Genomic DNA, 15,020 nt, shown 5'->3' on the forward strand with positions numbered 1-15,020 from the left:
AAGCTAAAACGCGCATGGTTCAAGTGCGTTTTAGCTGGGCGTAATCCAACTTTTATATCTGACAAGGTATAAATTTGAAATGTAATCGCTCTCCGCTTCCGCAGATGACACCTGTCACTTAACACCTGGTCCTAATACATGCTATACTAAAAACCATTCACTCCTAAGAGCGGACAGCTGCTTATCAGTGTCAATTTCACCACTAAGTTTTCACAAAGGAGAAGGATCGGATGAACTACAACGAATGGGTAGCCCCCGAACGCTATAACATGACGGAAGAAATGGAGCGCCACGCACCGGACAAGATCGCGCTCAAATGGCTCGGGGAAGGCGAAGAGAAAGCGGAAATCACGTACGGCGAGCTGCTGAAGCAGGCGAACCGTCTGGCCGGAGGCCTTGCGCAGCAAGGGCTGCAAAAAGGCGACAAGGTGCTGGTTACGGTACCGCGCCGGATTATCGCTTACGTTACTTATCTCGCTTGTCTGAAACTCGGCTTGGTCATCATTCCGTCTTCGGAAATGCTTCGCGCCAAGGACCTCTCGTACCGCCTGCGCCACTCGGAAGCGCGCGCGGTCATCTCCTGGCCGTCGGTGACGGGCGAAGTGGACCGGATCGAAGACGAACTGCCGGAGCTGAAGCATCGCATTCTGGCTACGGAAGCCGGAGACCTGTCGACGCAGGAAGGCTGGTTGAACCTGAATGCTTTGATGGAAGGCCAAGCCGATACGTTCGAGTCCGTGGAGACGTCGCGCGACGATATGGCGATCCTGGCGTATACGTCGGGAACAACGGGAAATCCGAAAGCCGTCGTGCATACGCACGGCTGGGGATTCGCGCACCTGCGCATTACCGCTTCATGGCTGGATATCAAGGAGACCGATACGGTCTGGGCGACGGCAGCTCCGGGCTGGCAAAAATGGATCTGGAGTCCGTTCCTGTCCGTGCTCGGAAGCGGAGCGACCGGATTCTTCTACAGCGGATCGTTCGAACCGAAGCGTTATCTGCATCTGCTTCAGGATTATAAAGTCGGCGTGCTTTGCTGTACCCCGACCGAATACCGCCTGATGGCGAAAACGCACGGGCTGGACGAATACGACCTGACTAATCTGCGCAGCGCCGTATCGGCGGGCGAACCGCTCAACCAGGAAGTCATCAACGTATTCCGCAAGCATCATAACCTGACCATTCGCGACGGCTACGGCCAGACCGAAAGCACGCTGCTGATCGGAAATCTGGTCGGCTCGGAGATTCGTCTCGGCGCGATGGGCAAATCGATGGCGGAAGGTTTAGCGCTGGTCGTCGACGACGAAGGCATTCCTGTAGCCCCGGGCGAAGTCGGAAATATCGCCGTGCACGGCGAGCTGCCGGCTTTATTCCGCGAATACTTCAAAGACCCGGATCGCAAAATGCAGTCCATGCGCGGCGAATACTTCATTACCGGCGACCGCGCGAGCCTTGACGAAGAAGGGTACTTCTGGTTCGAAGGCCGCGGCGACGATATTATCATCAGCTCGGGCTACACGATCGGACCGTTCGAGGTGGAAGAAGCGTTGATGAAGCATGCGGCGGTCAAGGAATGCGCGGCGGTCGCGAGTCCCGACGAGATTCGCGGCAGCATCGTTAAAGCGTTCGTCGTCCTGCGCGAAGACGCGGAAGGCACGCCGGAACTGATCAAAGAACTGCAAACCCATGTCAAAGAATGGACCGCTCCTTACAAATACCCGCGCAAGATCGAATTCGTGACCGATCTGCCGAAGACCGCTTCGGGCAAGATCCGCCGGATCGAACTGCGCGAGCAGGAGAAGCGGAACGCTTCGAATTGATTTTCCCAATCGCATAAATAAAAAGCGGCTCCGCGTCGTTAGACGCAAGGGCCGCTTTTTGATTGGTCATTCGCCTTTATTTCAGCAGATGGCATAAATACTCGTGGGCGGTTATTCCGTAAATGCTTTTAAAGTGCCGATTGAGATGCGTAAGATCCGTTAGGCCGCATGCAGCGACAGCCGCATAGACGTCTTTTTCTTTTTCGATAATATGCTTGGCTCGTTCAATCTTGGCATTCAGGAAATATTGATAAGGAGAGCTTCCGACCTGGGATTGAAACATACGGATGAATTGATATTTGGACAGCCCCAATGCAGTGGATACCTTATCCAGCTGCAATACTTCGCTCAAGTCGGCATGCAGCAGTTCCTTAGCTTTATTGATCAGCCCGCTCTCCTTCCTTTGGGAAAACACATCAGTATTCATACGGGTCAAGCGCTCAGCTAACAACATCGTAAGCTCCGTGCACCGCGCCTCGTCTTGTTTGCCGGAAATAGCGGACCCTAAGTTTAAAATAGCTGTGCGCAATGTTCGATCATAAACAATCGGTTCATCGAAAAGAACAAGTTCTTTTTGCCCGGCAGCATCCAACATGACTTGAGGATCGATATAAAGCATCACGTAATCCAAGCCTTGGCGATCATGAGCGGTTCCGTCATGGGCTTGCTCGGGGTTAAACAACATTACGCCGTTTTGATGAGACAATTGCAGCGCACCGTCCATCGTATATTGCTGAATGCCGCGTAACGTAACGCCGACTGCATATTCCTGATGAGCGTGTTTTTTATACGAAAAATCGGTTATGCTGGCGGATAACATCGTAACGTCGGCCGATTTGCGGTAAACGAATTTGTCCATTTGCCTTACCTCCTGTTACGTCAAATCCAGATCATGGCGGTAGCGTACAATAACAAAAGAGCCATCACGAGCTTGGTCGCAGTGTCATGTTTTTGCAGGAACGTTTTGAACAGTGTACCGAAACCGAGCCAACTTGCAAAGGCCAGAGATCCGATTAGCGTGACGGAAGCCACTGCCCAAACGACCGAATGGACTGAGGTGTAATAGGGCAAAACGAAGCTGGGAATAACCGTAGCCGTGAACAAAACGACCTTTGGATTAAGAAATTGCATAAGAAAACCGGCACGAAGCGAGCCCGTTGTTTCCGATGTATCTTTTTCATGACCATTTTGTAGGATTTTATAGGTGAGATAGAGCATATACAAAGTTCCCAGTACGCGCATCACAGGTAGCAACCGAGGCAAGATCGTGGCTAACGCCGTATTCAACATCGCCGAAAGAACGAGTAACAATCCAAAAGCGAGTGTTGCGCCGTACACATAACGGAGAGCCTGGCGTGTCCCGGAGCTTTTGAGCGTAGACAGGATCATAATATTCGTAGGGCCCGGTGTAAAAGTAACGATAAAGCAATAAAGTAAAAAAGAAGCGGTATTCATGCGACTTACTCCCTTCGATGTCTTTTGACATCTATCCTAGATCTGGTTCGCTTCGGGATATAGTACATTATTGCAGTTTCGATTTTTAAAGGGACGCCCTGTATTAAGGAAAACGAAGATATTTCGATACTTTTAAGTGATATCCATGTACATTTTTCTTCGTAACGCTGATATTATTATATTCGGTCGGCGCAAGCCGAAAAAGAGAGAACTTGGTTGGGAGACTAGAGAGAGCATGAAAAAATCAATTGCAATTCCGCTGACGATCTCGATTATCGCGATTTCGTTTTCGGCCATTTTCGTGAAATGGTCGGACGCGCCGTCTTCGATCATCAGCATGTACCGAATGTGGTTCGCGTGCATTCTGATGCTGCCGATCGTCTGGGTCAAGCGGGGAGAGTTTAAAAAGCTCAGCCGGAAAGAAGCGTTTCTGCTGATCTTTTCCGGATTGTTTCTGGCGATGCATTTCGCGTTATGGTTCGAATCGCTCAAGCTGACCACCGTCGCGAGTTCCACGATCATTTTGGCGCTTCAACCGCTCGTCTCGCTGCTGGTCGGATTCCTGCTGTTCAAAGAACGCACCACGCGGGCCTCGATCGCGGCGCTCGCCGTGGCGACGTTCGGAGTCGGCTTGATCGGATGGGGCGATATCGGGCTGAGCGCGCAGGCGATCCGCGGCGATATTTTGTCGTTCTTATGCGTGATCGCGGTAGTGGGTTACTTGTTTATCGGACAGAATGCGGTGAAAAAAGTATCGCATTGGATCTACAGCTTCAGCGTTTTCTTCTCGGCGGCTGTTTTTTTGACGATCTTCAACGTCGCGACGACGCAGGAGTTTTTCGCTTATCCGGCCAAAGAATGGGGCGTGTTCGCGCTGCTCGCGGTCGTGCCGACGCTGTCGCATATCATTAACAACTGGCTGCTGAATTACGTGAACGCGACGACGATTTCCATGAGCATCCTGGGCGAGCCGGTCGGCGCTTCGCTGCTGGCGGTATGGCTGCTCGGCGAGCATATGACCGTGATTCAACTCGTGGGCGGCGTGCTGGTATTGGCGGGCATGTCTATGTTCCTGATCCGTCAATCGAGCGCGGCCCGTCCGGCATTGGAACGATCTTCGGACGCGCCAGCATAGACAGCGGAAACCCCATAAACCGGCTGTACAGACGCAGGTATTCCTCGCGTCCGACAGGCCCTCCGATCACGAGCGCTTCGTACCAGACGCCGAATTCTTTCATTAAAAACCCGGAACCGGCATAGCCGTTGCGCACGTAAAATTCGCGTCTGCGCAATCGTTCTTCCGCGTTCGGCGAATCTTTTTCCGCGGCCTCGATATTGAGCACGATCCGGCTGTCCGCGTACGTCAGGCGAAGCTGTTCCAAAATTCGGCTGCCGTAGCCTTTCGACCGAAGCGCCGGATCGATCGCCAGATACATGACGAATGCCAGATCGCGATCGCGGGATAAGGACAGATAGGTGAATCCGATGAACGTATCGTCTTCGTAATAAGCGGTAAAATCGACGAAGGGCTTCCGTGCTTTCCTGAGAAGGATCGACATGGGGGCCCTTTCGTTTGCGGGAAAAGCTTCTTCATATAACATTTTGATTGTAGGAAGAGCAGGAGACTGCTTGGTGATCGCTTCGGTTCGTAAATGCATAAGAAGGCTCCTTTTTTTCGAATAGGATCTGTTCTTCAAGTGTAAAGCTATGGAAACCCGGCCGCAAATCCTTTATAGTAAAAATGCTTTTACATAATTCGAGTACCGAGGAGGCGATACGATGAATACCGAAAGCACGAACATCGAAATCCGGATCGACGAGCGAACATTCGACGTGGCCGGATTGCGGGAATTTGCAGTCGAAGGACCGGATGGTCGCAAGCGGCGGGCGTTCGCCTTCGATTTTAAGGTGACGCATGAAGAGTACCACGACGTGGCGACGCTGCTGTACAAAGGAACGTTTCGCCTGCGCATTCCGCAGCTTGCATTCGACGGCGAGACGGACATGCATAACTATTCGACGTCGCTTGATAATTTGTATGAAAAAGACGCGGTCGGCGATTATCATCTCGAATTGGCCGAGCGCTTGTAACGATCAAAAAGGAGGCAATTCATGACGGAACGCGAGATTTTTCTGGAACAGCTTCAAGCTTGCCGCAGCAAAAACGGATGGTTCACTTCGATGGCCGCCGCGATCAAAGGATTAACGCAAAAGCAGGCCGATTGGAAAAGCAACGGGGAAATGAACAGCGTGCACGAGACCGTGCGCCATTTGGACTTTTACAATAAACGGTACCTGAATCGGTTTCTCGGTCAGGACGTTCCGTCCTTCGAAGGAGACAACGACGATACGTTCGAACCTTTGGACGGCGCAGAAGGCACATGGGCCGAAGCGCTGCAAGCCTACGACGCCACGATGGAAAGCTGGATCGAAGCGGTGGAACAGGCCGAAGACGGTAACTTGGAAAAATGGGCCGGCGACCTGACTCATTTGACGATGCACAATGCTTACCATATCGGCCAAATCGTATTTATCCGCAAGCAGCAAGGCTCGTGGGACAAGAAATACGGCGTCAGCTAAATGCGCATGAACGCCATGAATAACCGGGAGCATGGGTCTCGGAAAGCGGGGGAACGGAATTGACTTTACAGCAGCTCAGGTATGCAATCGAGGTGGCGGGCTGCGGCTCGATCAACGAAGCGGCCAAACGCCTGTTCATCTCGCAGCCGAGTCTGTCCAACGCGATCAAAGATCTGGAGCAGGAACTCGGCATTACGATTTTCGATCGGACCAATCGGGGCATTACGTTGTCGGCGGACGGCGTCGAGTTTATGGCGCACGCCCGGCAGATCGTCGAACAGGCGGAACTGCTGGAAGGCCGCTACAAAAACAAACGCCGCACGGCGGTACATTTTTCCGTGTCGACGCAGCATTACGCTTTCGCATCCGAAGCGTTCGCCGCATTGATGGAAGGCAGCGACGAAGAGGAGTATGCGTTCTCGCTTCGGGAAACGCAAACTTCGGACATCATCGAAGACGTGCGGACGCTGCGGAGCGATCTCGGCATCCTTTATCTATGCGATCGGAATGCTCGGGTCATGAACAAAATGTTCAGCGACGGAAGCCTTAAATTTACGCCTCTATTCAATACGCAGCCGCATATCTTCGTCGGCGTGTCGCATCCGCTCGCGCGTCGCGGGATGGTTACGGTGGAGGATCTTCAGCCGTATCCGTACGTCACGTTCGATCAGGGGGAAAATAGCTCGCTGCATTTCGCGGAAGAGATGCTGAATTTGCCGGAGGCGGCGCGCAGCATTAAGATCAACGACCGCGCCACGTTGACCAGCTTGCTTGCGAGCACGCATAGTTACACGGTCGGAAGCGGCATTTTGCCTGCGGAGCTTGACGGTTCGGTGTTGAAGTCGGTGCCCGTCGAGACGGGCGAACTGTTCACGATCGGCTGGATTGCGCACAAAGACCGGCGTCCGAGCCGGGTAGCGGCTTCGTATGTCGAGCTGCTCAACGATCTGGTGGCACGGCGGTATTTTGCGGCCAACCAGTTCTTATTCTAGTCGGGTCAGACTCATTTTTATTCAAGAATTCGGGAGGAACGTATGCAAAGTCCAGTGATCGGCACAACCAGAACAAACCCGCCTTTTCGCTGCGATCTCGTCGGCAGCTTTCTGCGGCCGCCGGAGCTGATTGAAGCCCGGAAGCTGCATCGGGAAGGAGCGCTTACGGACGAGGGGTTAACGGAGCTTGAGACGGCAGAGATCATTAAGCTTATCCAGCGTCAAAAAGAAGCCGGGCTTCCCGTCGTCACCGACGGCGAGTTCCGGCGCTCATGGTGGCATCTCGATTTCTTTTTCGGCGTTGAAGGCACGGAAAAGATTGATCTGAATGCAGCCGCAGGTCGCGTGGATGCCAAGCAGCGGGCAGAAACATTTCGCGTAGCGAATAAAATCTCGTTCGGTGACCACCCCATGCTGCGGCATTTCGAGTCCTTGCGCGATCTAGCGGCGGGAAGCGGCATGATGCCTAAAATGACTATTCCTTCGCCGGCCCTGTTCCATTTCGTTCAGCGTTACAACGGCGGGGATGCGTACGAGGGAGACGAAGAACTGTTCGCGGACATCGTGCAAGTGTACCGGGATGCGATCCAAGCCTTTTACGATGCGGGTTGTCGATACTTGCAGCTTGACGATACATCTTGGGGAACGCTGTGCAGTTTGCTGCATCGTACGCAGCTTCGCAGCCAAGGCACGGACCCGGATCGGCTCGCGGCCGATTACGTGCGGCTGATCAACGAATCGATCGCCGAGCGTCCGGACGATATGGTCATTGCGCTGCATGTCTGCCGGGGGAATTTCCATTCGACATGGTTCGCTTCGGGCGGTTACGAACCTGTGGCGGAAGCGTTATTCGGCGGCTGCAAAGTCGATGCTTTTTTCCTGGAGTACGATAACGAGCGTGCGGGAGGCTTTGAACCGCTGCGCTTTATCCAGAATCAATACGTCGTGCTGGGTTTGGTCACGACCAAGCATGGCGGTTTGGAAAGCAAAGAAGTGCTGAAATCGCGCATTGCGGAAGCTGCTTCTTTTGTTCCGATCGATCAGCTCTGCCTAAGCACCCAGTGCGGCTTCGCTTCGACCGAAGAAGGCAATCTGTTGACCGAAGACGAGCAATGGGAAAAAATCCGACTCGTTGCGGAGACGGCTGCGGAAGTGTGGCCGGGTTAAGCCTGTTTGCGTCGCAATCTGCACATAAATCCGACTGCTATACCCCGTTATACGAATCGCGTATAACGGGGTATAGCTTTTTGGCGTTATGCGGGCTTTTTTTGAAAGTGGTATAGTGAGTTTTAATATTACCGTCCAAGCAAGCAAGTTGAGCCTTGGCGGTTAAAGGTTTACTGGACGATACACTTGCCTAAACATGAAACTATATTGCATATTCCCGAGGAGGAACTTATCCATGAGCACGATTTTCGAGCAAGCCGTTCAACGCGACACCGTACCTTTCCGTCACGACATCGTGGGCAGCTTCCTGCGTACGCAAGCGATCAAGGATGCGCGGACCAAGTTTGCCGCAAGCGAGATCGATGCAGCGGCTCTGCGCAAGATCGAAGACGAAGAGATTATCAAGCTGGTTGAAAAGCAAAAAGAAGTCGGTCTCAAAGGCGTAACGGACGGCGAATTCCGTCGTTCATGGTGGCACCTCGACTTCTTCTGGGGACTCGGCGGCGTTAGCAAGAAAGCATCGGATACGGGTTATCTGTTCCATGGCGTAGAATCCCGCGCGGAAACGGCTCTGCTGATCGGCAAAGTCGGCGAAGGCGCCAAGCACCCGATGGTCGAGGACTTTAAATTCCTAAAAAGCGCAGCCGGCGACGACGTCGTAGCACGCCAAACGATCCCGGCTCCGGCGCAGCTGCTGTTCGAACTGTTCCGCGGCGACAACATCAAGACGGTGGACGAGTTTTACCCGAACCGTCAAGATCTGTATACGGATGTCGCGACGGCTTACCGCGATGCGATCCTGGCCTTCTACGAAGCCGGATGCCGCAACATCCAACTCGACGACTGCACATGGGGCGCGCTGAGCGACCGTCAGTTCCGCGCGATGCAGGAAGAAGCAGGCGTCGATATCAACGAGATGGCAAAAGGTTTCCTGTTCGTCAACAACCTGGCGATCGAGAACCTGCCTGCCGACCTCGTCGTGACGACGCACGTATGCCGCGGCAACTTCAAATCGACTTACGCGGGCGAAGGCGGCGGCTACGATCCGATCGCGGAAATCTTGTTCGGCGGATCGAACGTATCGGCCTTTTACCTGGAATACGACAGCGAGCGCGCAGGCGGCTTCGAGCCGCTGAAATACGTTAAAGACCAACAAGTCGTGCTCGGTCTGTTCAGCTCGAAATTCGGCGAGCTCGAAGACAAAGAGCAGATTCTCAAACGGATCGAGGAAGCTGCGCAGTACGTGGACATCAACCAACTGTGCGTCAGCCCGCAGTGCGGATTCGCTTCGACGGAAGAAGGCAACGTGCTGACGGAAGAGCAGCAGTGGGCGAAACTTCGTTTTGTGAAGGAAGTCGCAGAGGAAGTATGGGGAGCTTAAAACCCCTGTTCGTTGAGGAAGCTTAGGGCGCGCTGCGGGAGAAATTCGTTCAAGTCGCTGTCTCACCCGAAAATTGAAGTTTGAATGTGCATTCAAACTTCAATTTTCGGGTTCAAAGGCGACTTTCACTGAATTTCTCCCTCCGCTTGAAGCTTCTGTTAAGGACAGGACTTTTTTAAGGGAAAAGAAAAAATAAACAAAAGCATAAAATGAAAAAGTCTCGGTTCTTTCGACCGAGGCTTTTAAGTTATCGAAAACAAGTGACGTAACTGGAAGGGAGAAGACGTAGAGGGAAGTTCAGTGAAGGAGCGCCAGCGATCGCCTTTGAAATCGGGAAAATTCCACTTTGAATTCAATCCTTTTCCCGATTTCAACACGCGACCTACAGCCTTTCGGAGAAAGGCACATCGGAAGCATTCGCTAACGAACTTCCCTCGGAGTCTTCTCCCTTCCAACACCTACGTCGTTTTTTCGAAAACCGCAAAAGTTTCGGTTCTCACAGCCGGGACTTTTTTTATGGGGAGAAAAAGAGTAGAATAGGGAACCAAATAGACCGACAGCGTGGGCGTACAAAAGAATCGAGAGAATCGGATTCAAGTCCAAGGAGCTGCAAGGAAAAGGAGCGAAGAGAATTCCATGAATGTTCATGTTCCCGATAATGCCCGGCGCGATCTGGCGCTGGTTGGCTGCCCGCAGTGTATGTTTCGGTTCGAAACGCCGAACTACCGCTTGGGCATGCGTCATAGATGTCCCGAATGCGAAGCGGCGATCAAGCCCAAATATGTACGCAGGGCGCAGGATTGCGGCTATTCGCTGAGCTTTCATACTTTCCTGCAACTGCTGACGATGCGCCCGTATCGCGATGATATTGTGCCATTGATCGGGGCTTGGTTCGGTTATGAGGCGGAGTACGAGGGACGATCGTTGACGATACGCAATGCGGCCGGACGGGCGGTGGATGTGGAGCAAATGCATGAGATGATTCAGACCAGCAGCCGGTGGCAGGAGATTTTGTATCGGAAGGCCGGGAAGTTTTTTAGATAGGTTTTAAAATTGAGCTGAATGCTTAAGGTAAGTTTCTAATAAGGGTTTAATGAGGGCTATTGAGACTTGAATCTTCAATAGTCCCTTATGGCATGCACGCAAACTCAACGCCCGCACCTTGACCTGCCTTTTCGCCCTCTGCGGATGTCTACTTGAAGCGTGTAGTCATCTAACAATGGCGGCGTCATTTTCCTTTTGCTCCCGACGGAGTTTGCGTACATGCCCCTGGGAAATAATTAACAGTTTATATAACTGGCCTCAAAATGATTATGTTACAATTTACGACGAGAGGAAAATAAGAATGATCAAAACTTATTCCGATAAATATAAAGAAGAAGTTGTTAACCTGATATTGCATGTACAGAACGTTGAATATGCAGTGGGGATCAGTGCCGAAGAACAGCCGGACATTTTGGATATTCAATCTGCCTACATAAAAAGCGGAGGAAATTTTTGGGTGGCTTTGAATGCTAATGATGAGGTCATAGGTTCTATAGGTCTGCAAAAGAAAACAAACGAGGTTGCTGTACTGAAGAAGTTTTTCGTCTATAAAGATTACCGCGGTAAAGAGTTAGGGATTGGTGCAGAACTATATCAAGCTTTAATCGATTTTACTAAACAACAGGGTTTTTCAAAGGTGATTTTGGATACTCCTTCCAAAGCGACCCGGTCACACGGTTTTTACAAAAAGGTAGGATTCAAAGAGATTTCTAAAGAAAATTTGACTATTACATATGATTATCCTGATAGGGATTCGCTTATTTTTGAATTGGATTTACGTTGATGTCACTCTTTCCTTTCTGAGTGCAACTCTTTTCTTCTTTCGAGCGTCCAGAAAGACAGGAGGCGTCACCATGCCCAAAACCATCTTATCCATCTGCATGCTTTGCTCATTGTTCCTTCTAAACGCCTGCACGCCGAACGAAACGTCATCCCGGGAGTCTGTCGAAGAACAACCCGCCCAAGCAGTTGCTCCGATCCTGCAGCCCGCGGACAACGAAGTCTTCGTCAGCCGCAACTTGGACTTCGGTCGGATCAATCCTCGAGTCCATCTCAAACTCGAAGGCGAAGAATCGGTAGAAGCCTTCCGCGAAGCCGATCGGACCAAGCATCAGCTGCTGGGAGAGATGGACGTCAGGCACCCTGATTTTGACCTGGTTTTCAATAACGACGGCGAGATTCGGGAACTGCATCTGTGGCTGCCGGACAATGAAGAGGATCGGGGAATGGTGACGGAGATCGACAAGACGGGAACGGGTTATCAATTGACCCCGAAATCGACGCAGGTTCTGCGGGGGCTGATCGAAGATTATCGTTACGATTACGAGCAGGCTGTAGACAATGGCGATATCGTTCAAATTTTTGGGGAAATGTACAACTTCGATAAGTGGGAAGATTTTCTGACCGATATCGAACAATCCCGACCTGCTTCCGTTCAAAGGGTCGGTTACACTATCGAGGGTGATCCGATCTTCGATAATCTCGACTTCGACGGGCAAAGCATACATTATGTCTCCGAAAATACGATGGATCGATTCGGCTTGCCGAAGAAAGAATTCGACACCTGCGAAAAAGTCATCACCGAACCGATTCCGGCAGAACACAACACGCCCGGAATCGTTTACCGGCTTGACGGATGTTCCGGAACGGACGGCGGCCTGAACGAGAACTTTTGGTTCGCGATACCTGATGAAGCCGAAAAAGTAGAGCAACACGGTTGACGCCGACTCCGGCAGCTTCCCCGAAATGAACGGAAATCCGCCATTCAAACGATACCCATGACGGATTTTTCCGATTTCAAGCATGCCCGCCCTGACTTTCTTTCCGAAACACGGACGGCGACACGCCTTTGCTCTTTTTAAACGTCCGGCTAAAATGAAACTCGTCGCCGTACCCGCAAGCTCCGGCGATCGCATGCAGCGTCAAGTCGGTATACAGCAGATAACGCTCGGCCTGTCGCAGACGCAGATTGGACAGAACCTGCTTGGGCGTTTCTCCCGCATAACGAAGAAACAGCTTGCGCAGGTAAGAGACGGATACATGCAGCTCTTCGGCCAGACGTTCCGCGGTCAGCGTCTCCGCATAGCGCAGTCCTATCACTTGCAGCCCTCGTTCGAACAGAACGCGGGCTTTTTCCTTTTCCTGCGAAAGGTCACCATGCAATCTGGCGATCAAAGTGAGCAGCACGGCATTCGCTTCAAGCTCTCGCGCAGGCAATCCTATGCTCCACAGTTCGACCAGCCGATTCAACGCCGCATCCAGCTCGATAGCCGCTTCGCCCGAAAAAGCCGTCGAATGCGCGATTTCCAGCGTAGACACGGAGGAAGGCGTCGGCCAAATCTCGGATTTGCCGGATAAGCGAACAGCGTCGAACAGAATCATCACTATCTCGAGCCCTTGATCGCCCACGGCGGCCATGCGCATATTCAACCCCGTCTTCAGATAAAAAAGATGCCCGCCCTCGACCTCATACGTTCCCTCGTCCGATTGGAACTTTCCTTTTCCCGAACGTACCCAATAAAAGCTATGTACCGCTGTCGTGCGACGGATATCCGTCCAGCCCGGCAACGTATGTTTGTCCGCCGCCCAGCCGATTCTTACCGCAAGCTCGTGCAGATCGTTCATGACGTTCCTCCTTTCTCCGCATTCGTCTTTTTTATCAGTATAGGAGGATCGCCAGCGGAAGCCAAGTTGGATTCGAATCATTTTTGACATGAAACGGATCGAAATAAGCATGGAGAAAACGAACGTCCTTGCATAAAATAAGCCTGAAAAGCATGAAACAGAACAATAAATCAGGCATACGGAAAAATCAAAACAGACATGGAGGGAATCGAAATGATCCGTTTGTTCGACACGCATGAGATTCGTCCGATCAAAGAATTGGAAGGGATGTGGGAGTTTCAACCCGTTAATCGGGTGGGAGAAATTCCGGCTGAAATGAATTACCGGTTACCCGTGCCCGGTTGTTGGGAGTCGCATCCGAAGTTCGGCACCTATCAAGGCATCGGCTTGTATCGTCGAACCATCCGAACCGAACGCCGAACGCATCTGCGTCTGGAATTCAAAGGCGTGAGTCATACGGCGGACGTTTATTTTGACGGAAAAAAGGTTGCTCACCATTACAATGCCTATACGGCGTTCGAAGCGATCATGGTCGATGTCGAACCGGGAGAGCATGAAATTCGTCTTTACGCGGACAACTCTTTCGGCGAGCAATCGGCGCTGCATGTCGAGAACGATTACTACACTTATGGTGGCCCGATCCGTCCGATTGCGTTGGAAGAGATTCCGGACGTACATATCGAACGAGTCGCCTTTTTCCCGGAATTCAAACAAGGGGTCTGGCGTGGACGCTGGCAGGCAAAGGTTCGCAATCTGGCCGCCGAGGCGCGCGAAGTCGAGCTGCTGCTCGGATTAGACGGGCTGAACGCGATCGGGGAAACGGTACGGATCGACGCACAATCCAGCGCAACCGTCGAGCGAACCGAAGCTTACGAGGCAGCAATGCCATGGAACCCGGAAAAGCCGAGTTTATACACGCTTCGGGTTCAACTGCGGCAAAACGAAGACGTCTTCGACGACTGGATCGACCGTGTCGGATTCCGCAGCGTTGATACCGAAGGCGGAGAGCTACGGGTCAACGGAAAGGCCGTCCTGCTAAAAGGCGTAAACCGCCACGAAGATCATGCGATTGCCGGCGCGGCTTTTTCCTTCCCTGATTTAGCGCGGGATATCGAGCTGATTGCAGACCTCGGCTGCAACTCCGTGCGAACCAGCCATTATCCGAACGACGAACGTTTCTTGGATCTGTGCGATGAAATGGGCATATTCGTCTGGGAAGAAAACCATGCGCGCGGCTTGACCGAAGAGCAGATGCGCAATCCGAATTTCAGAAAACAAAGCGAGGCCGTCACGAGGGAAATGGTGGAGCAGCACCGCAACCATCCGGCGATTATCATCTGGGCGATCCTGAACGAGTGCGCCAGCGATACGCCGTACGGCCGCACCGTATACGAGAGCGAGCTCTCGCTGATCCGCAGCCTCGATTCGACGCGCCCGAGATCGTTCGCCACGCATCATCGGAACCGCGATATCTGTCTGGACCTGGCCGATATCATCTCGTTCAATCTATATCCGCTCTGGTATACCGACGAAGATCCGGGCGAGCTGATGCGGCAGGCGAGAGGATGGGCGGACGAACTCGGCGGCGCGGGCAAACCGATGATCATCAGCGAATTCGGCGCGGACGCCTACTATGGGTTTCGCAGCCGCGATCGGGTAAAAGGTTCGGAAGAACGTCAGTGCGATATTTTGGAAGAAAATCTAAAAGCCTACCTCGCCGCGGACTCCCCGCTCTCCGGCGTCTATATCTGGCAGTTCAGCGATTGCCGCGTAACCGAAGCGACAGGATGGCTGCTTTCCCGAGGCTGCACGCGCAACAGCAAAGGGCTGGTCGACGGCTATCGCCGACCGAAGCTGGCTTACGACACCGTTCAAGCTTATTTCAAAGCAAAAACAACGGAAGAGAAGTCCACAGAGAAGCAGCGTGCATGATCGACAACGGCCTAGCGCCAT

General features: G+C 52.4%; 15 protein-coding genes. 11 read left to right on the forward strand and 4 right to left on the reverse strand.

The annotated features are described in order from the left end of the window. Window positions 1-230 precede the first annotated feature (230 nt). Window positions 231-1,823 carry an acetate--CoA ligase gene (locus HRQ63_RS01490; protein WP_172238071.1) on the forward strand — a complete coding sequence of 531 codons (1,593 nt, stop codon included), beginning with the start codon at window positions 231-233 and terminating at the stop codon, window positions 1,821-1,823. 76 nt (window positions 1,824-1,899) lie between these two features. On the opposite strand, the gene HRQ63_RS01495 is transcribed toward HRQ63_RS01490, so the two are convergent. Together HRQ63_RS01495 and HRQ63_RS01500 are read right to left on the reverse strand one after the other, a co-directional pair. Continuing rightward, a complete protein-coding gene (locus tag HRQ63_RS01495; protein ID WP_172238074.1) occupies window positions 1,900-2,682 on the reverse strand; it encodes an AraC family transcriptional regulator in 783 nt (260 codons plus the stop codon). 20 nt (window positions 2,683-2,702) lie between these two features. Next, entirely contained in the window at window positions 2,703-3,278 is a 576-nt protein-coding gene (locus tag HRQ63_RS01500; RefSeq protein WP_172238078.1) for a LysE family translocator, read from the reverse strand. 235 nt (window positions 3,279-3,513) lie between these two features. On the opposite strand from HRQ63_RS01500, the gene HRQ63_RS01505 reads away from it, so the two are divergent. Further along, the gene (locus HRQ63_RS01505) at window positions 3,514-4,413 is read left to right on the forward strand and encodes a DMT family transporter (protein ID WP_172238081.1); all 900 of its coding nucleotides are present in this window, start codon (window positions 3,514-3,516) and stop codon (window positions 4,411-4,413) included. Here the strand turns inward: HRQ63_RS01505 and HRQ63_RS01510 are convergent. Continuing rightward, window positions 4,343-4,936 carry a GNAT family N-acetyltransferase gene (locus tag HRQ63_RS01510; RefSeq protein WP_172238084.1) on the reverse strand — a complete coding sequence of 198 codons (594 nt, stop codon included), beginning with the start codon at window positions 4,934-4,936 and terminating at the stop codon, window positions 4,343-4,345. The two genes, HRQ63_RS01505 and HRQ63_RS01510, sit on opposite strands and share 71 nt — an antisense overlap. 121 nt (window positions 4,937-5,057) lie before the next feature. On the opposite strand from HRQ63_RS01510, the gene HRQ63_RS01515 reads away from it, so the two are divergent. The 8 genes from HRQ63_RS01515 (at window position 5,058) to HRQ63_RS01550 (ending at window position 12,163) form a co-directional block, all read left to right on the forward strand. After that, complete coding sequence (locus HRQ63_RS01515; RefSeq protein ID WP_172238087.1) at window positions 5,058-5,369, forward strand: DUF3219 family protein; 312 nt, start codon at window positions 5,058-5,060, stop codon at window positions 5,367-5,369. Window positions 5,370-5,390: 21 nt separating this feature from the next. Further along, window positions 5,391-5,858: a DinB family protein gene (locus HRQ63_RS01520; protein WP_172238090.1), complete on the forward strand. Its 468-nt coding sequence runs from the start codon at window positions 5,391-5,393 to the stop codon at window positions 5,856-5,858. 59 nt (window positions 5,859-5,917) lie between these two features. Next, window positions 5,918-6,850 carry a LysR family transcriptional regulator gene (locus tag HRQ63_RS01525; protein WP_172238093.1) on the forward strand — a complete coding sequence of 311 codons (933 nt, stop codon included), beginning with the start codon at window positions 5,918-5,920 and terminating at the stop codon, window positions 6,848-6,850. A gap of 42 nt (window positions 6,851-6,892) precedes the next feature. Further along, window positions 6,893-8,017: a 5-methyltetrahydropteroyltriglutamate--homocysteine S-methyltransferase gene (locus tag HRQ63_RS01530; RefSeq protein WP_172238096.1), complete on the forward strand. Its 1,125-nt coding sequence runs from the start codon at window positions 6,893-6,895 to the stop codon at window positions 8,015-8,017. A gap of 235 nt (window positions 8,018-8,252) precedes the next feature. After that, window positions 8,253-9,398 (forward strand): 5-methyltetrahydropteroyltriglutamate--homocysteine S-methyltransferase, encoded by a 1,146-nt coding sequence (locus tag HRQ63_RS01535; protein ID WP_172238099.1) that lies wholly within the window; start codon window positions 8,253-8,255, stop codon window positions 9,396-9,398. A gap of 636 nt (window positions 9,399-10,034) precedes the next feature. Next, on the forward strand, window positions 10,035-10,442 hold the full coding sequence (locus HRQ63_RS01540) for a hypothetical protein (protein ID WP_172238102.1): 408 nt from the start codon (window positions 10,035-10,037) through the stop codon (window positions 10,440-10,442). Window positions 10,443-10,743: 301 nt separating this feature from the next. Then, window positions 10,744-11,226: a GNAT family N-acetyltransferase gene (locus tag HRQ63_RS01545; protein ID WP_172238105.1), complete on the forward strand. Its 483-nt coding sequence runs from the start codon at window positions 10,744-10,746 to the stop codon at window positions 11,224-11,226. A 70-nt stretch (window positions 11,227-11,296) separates the two neighbouring features. Next, entirely contained in the window at window positions 11,297-12,163 is an 867-nt protein-coding gene (locus HRQ63_RS01550) for a DUF4362 domain-containing protein (RefSeq protein WP_172238108.1), read from the forward strand. Between the two features lie 76 nt (window positions 12,164-12,239). Here the strand turns inward: HRQ63_RS01550 and HRQ63_RS01555 are convergent, their stop codons facing one another. Further along, window positions 12,240-13,067: an AraC family transcriptional regulator gene (locus HRQ63_RS01555; protein ID WP_172238111.1), complete on the reverse strand. Its 828-nt coding sequence runs from the start codon at window positions 13,065-13,067 to the stop codon at window positions 12,240-12,242. A 213-nt stretch (window positions 13,068-13,280) separates the two neighbouring features. Here HRQ63_RS01555 and HRQ63_RS01560 point away from each other — a divergent pair, with 213 nt between their 5' ends. Continuing rightward, entirely contained in the window at window positions 13,281-14,999 is a 1,719-nt protein-coding gene (locus HRQ63_RS01560) for a glycoside hydrolase family 2 protein (protein ID WP_172238114.1), read from the forward strand. Window positions 15,000-15,020 lie beyond the last annotated feature (21 nt).

The sequence above is a fragment of the Saccharibacillus endophyticus genome, assembly GCF_013185185.1.
GTDB lineage: Bacteria > Bacillota > Bacilli > Paenibacillales > Paenibacillaceae > Saccharibacillus > Saccharibacillus endophyticus.

Bases quoted from the DNA above. Each gene is read 5' to 3' on its own strand.
- HRQ63_RS01520 (WP_172238090.1), top strand. From the start codon at position 5,391: ATGACGGAACGCGAGATTTTTCTGGAACAGCTTCAAGCTTGCCGCAGC.
- HRQ63_RS01550 (WP_172238108.1), top strand. From the start codon at position 11,297: ATGCCCAAAACCATCTTATCCATCTGCATGCTTTGCTCATTGTTCCTT.
- HRQ63_RS01510 (WP_172238084.1), bottom strand. From the start codon at position 4,936: ATGCATTTACGAACCGAAGCGATCACCAAGCAGTCTCCTGCTCTTCCT.
- HRQ63_RS01490 (WP_172238071.1), top strand. From the start codon at position 231: ATGAACTACAACGAATGGGTAGCCCCCGAACGCTATAACATGACGGAA.
- HRQ63_RS01515 (WP_172238087.1), top strand. From the start codon at position 5,058: ATGAATACCGAAAGCACGAACATCGAAATCCGGATCGACGAGCGAACA.
- HRQ63_RS01540 (WP_172238102.1), top strand. From the start codon at position 10,035: ATGAATGTTCATGTTCCCGATAATGCCCGGCGCGATCTGGCGCTGGTT.
- HRQ63_RS01530 (WP_172238096.1), top strand. From the start codon at position 6,893: ATGCAAAGTCCAGTGATCGGCACAACCAGAACAAACCCGCCTTTTCGC.
- HRQ63_RS01505 (WP_172238081.1), top strand. From the start codon at position 3,514: ATGAAAAAATCAATTGCAATTCCGCTGACGATCTCGATTATCGCGATT.
- HRQ63_RS01545 (WP_172238105.1), top strand. From the start codon at position 10,744: ATGATCAAAACTTATTCCGATAAATATAAAGAAGAAGTTGTTAACCTG.
- HRQ63_RS01560 (WP_172238114.1), top strand. From the start codon at position 13,281: ATGATCCGTTTGTTCGACACGCATGAGATTCGTCCGATCAAAGAATTG.
- HRQ63_RS01495 (WP_172238074.1), bottom strand. From the start codon at position 2,682: ATGGACAAATTCGTTTACCGCAAATCGGCCGACGTTACGATGTTATCC.
- HRQ63_RS01555 (WP_172238111.1), bottom strand. From the start codon at position 13,067: ATGAACGATCTGCACGAGCTTGCGGTAAGAATCGGCTGGGCGGCGGAC.
- HRQ63_RS01535 (WP_172238099.1), top strand. From the start codon at position 8,253: ATGAGCACGATTTTCGAGCAAGCCGTTCAACGCGACACCGTACCTTTC.
- HRQ63_RS01500 (WP_172238078.1), bottom strand. From the start codon at position 3,278: ATGAATACCGCTTCTTTTTTACTTTATTGCTTTATCGTTACTTTTACA.